Below are 2,224 nucleotides of genomic sequence, written 5' to 3'. Positions count from 1 at the left end.
CCTGGAACGACGACTATCTCATCAATGCCATCACTCATATGCGATAGCCCTGCCCGCAAGGGGGGGAGATTGGCTGTTGCCAGCGCTTTCGCCAACCTCCTGCTGCCTTGCAGCGAAAATCGTCGCTCCTCCACCATCACCGCCTCACCCGCGATTTCAGCCAGCGGTCGAAGGCCACCGCGAGGATGAGGATCAGGCCGATGACGATGCTTTGCGTGTAGGACGAGACGTTGTTGAACTGCAGGCCGTTCTGCAGCACACCGATCAGCCCTGCGCCCACTACAGTGCCGCCGACGCTGCCGATGCCGCCGAACAGCGAGGTGCCGCCGATGACGACCGCCGAGATCACCGTCAGCTCGTAGCCGATGCCGGCCACGGCTTCGGAGGAGTTGAGCCGCGCCGACAAAACGAAGGCGGCAAGGCCGGCAAAGAAGCCGACGATGATGTAGACCGAGATCAGGATGCGGTCGACGCGCAGGCCGGAGAGCCGTGCCGCCTCGGCATTGCCGCCGACGGCATAGACCGCGCGGCCGTAGCGTGTGTAGCGCAGCACGATGTGGCAAAGGATGGCGGCAATCGCGAAGATGATCGCCGGCACCGGCACCGGGCCGATCAGGCCGGTACCGAACCAGCGCATCGAGGCGTCGAAGCCGGAGATCGGACCGCCATTGGAGATTGTCAGCGTCAGGCCGCGAAACACGGTGAGGCCGCCAAGCGTGACAACGAAGGGCGGCACTTTCAGCCTGGTGATGGCAAAGCCCTGGGCGCCGCCGGCCATGGCGCCGACGACGACGGCGGCGAGAAGGGCGGCGAACCAGCCATAGCCTTGCGTGCCCGTTGTCGACAGCGACAGCGTGTTGGCGGTGCCGCCTTTGGCTACCACGGCCGCGACCATGCCGCAGAAGGCGAGCAGCGAGCCGACCGACAGGTCGATACCGGCGGTCAGGATGACGAAGGTCATGCCGAGCGCGATCAGCCCGGTGATCGAGATCTGGCGCATGATGTTGAACAGGTTGATCGGGTCGATGAAGCTCGGCTTCAGCACGGTGAAGACGATGATCAGCAACGCCAGGAACATCAGTGGGCCGAAGCTCATCAGCAGGCGCGCAATATTGACGCCGCCGCGCTGGCTCCGTTCGGTCGTGCTGGTCATTGCGTTGCTTCCTGCTTCTGGTCGAGCGCCATCAGTTCCATCAGTTTCTCCTCGGTCGCCTCGATGCCGGGCATCTCGCCGGTGATGCGCCCGCGCCGCATGGTGACGATCCTGTCCGACACCGCAAGCACTTCGGGCAGTTCCGACGAGATCATCATGATGGCGATGCCGCGCGCCGCGAGCTCCACCAGGATCTGGTGCACCTCAGCCTTGGCGCCGACATCGACACCACGCGTCGGTTCATCGACGATCAGCACCTTGGGGTCGCGCGCCAACCAGCGGGCAAGGATGACCTTCTGCTGGTTGCCTCCCGACAGTCCCTCGATCGCCTGCTCAGGCGAGGCCATGCGGATCGACAGCGTCTTCCTATAGTTCGCCAATGCCTCGCGCTCGCGCCGCTCGGCCATGAAGCCGACATTGGAGTAGCGGTCGAGCGCGGCGATCGAGAAATTGGTGAGGATGGCGAGTGCGGCGAAGATCGCCTGGTGCTTGCGGTCCTCCGGCACCAGGCCGATGCCGAGCTCGATGGCATCGGCGGGTGAGGCCGGCGCGATCGGCCTGCCCTCGAGCCTGATGGTGCCGGCGGCAATGCGGTCGGCACCGAAGATGGCGCGGGCGAGCTCGGTGCGGCCGGAGCCGACGAGCCCGGCGACGCCCAGGATTTCGCCCGCCTTGAGGTCGAGATCGACGCCTTCGAGCACGATAGCGTGCGGCGCCTGCGGATCGCGCACCGTGCGCAGGCCGCGCACCGAGAGCCGGACGTCGCCGGCGACATCGCGCTGGGTCGGCCTGGCATAGAGCTCGGAAGCGGCACGGCCGACCATCTTCTCGATGATCTTCGGTAGCTTGATCGGGCCGCCTTCGCGGTCGAGATGGCCGGCCAGCCTGCCGTCGCGCAGCACCGTCATGCGGTCGCAGATCGCCGATGCCTCCTCCAGCCGGTGGGTGACGAACATGATGGCGACGCCGTCCTTGCGCAGCCGGCCCATGATCGACATCAGCCTGTGCACTTCGGTTTCGGTCAGCGCCGAGGTCGGCTCGTCCATGATGATCAAGCGGCTCTTCAGCGAC

General features: G+C 65.8%; 2 protein-coding genes. Both read right to left on the bottom strand.

Annotation, left to right across the window (positions count from 1 at the left end; all coding sequences use genetic code 11):
- Window positions 1-136 precede the first annotated feature (136 nt).
- Window positions 137-1,153, bottom strand: coding sequence for an ABC transporter permease (locus tag E5W70_RS32000; protein WP_292665310.1), 1,017 nt, complete (start codon window positions 1,151-1,153; stop codon window positions 137-139).
- On the bottom strand, window positions 1,150-2,224 hold a 1,075-nt coding region (locus E5W70_RS31995; RefSeq protein WP_292665308.1), incomplete at its 5' end, for a sugar ABC transporter ATP-binding protein. The genes E5W70_RS32000 and E5W70_RS31995, both read right to left, overlap by 4 nt.

It is taken from the genome of Mesorhizobium sp. (assembly GCF_005063415.1).
Taxonomy (GTDB): domain Bacteria; phylum Pseudomonadota; class Alphaproteobacteria; order Rhizobiales; family Rhizobiaceae; genus Mesorhizobium.
The sequence above is the reverse complement of the archived record's forward strand: the minus strand, read 5'-3'. Positions and strand labels throughout refer to the sequence as shown.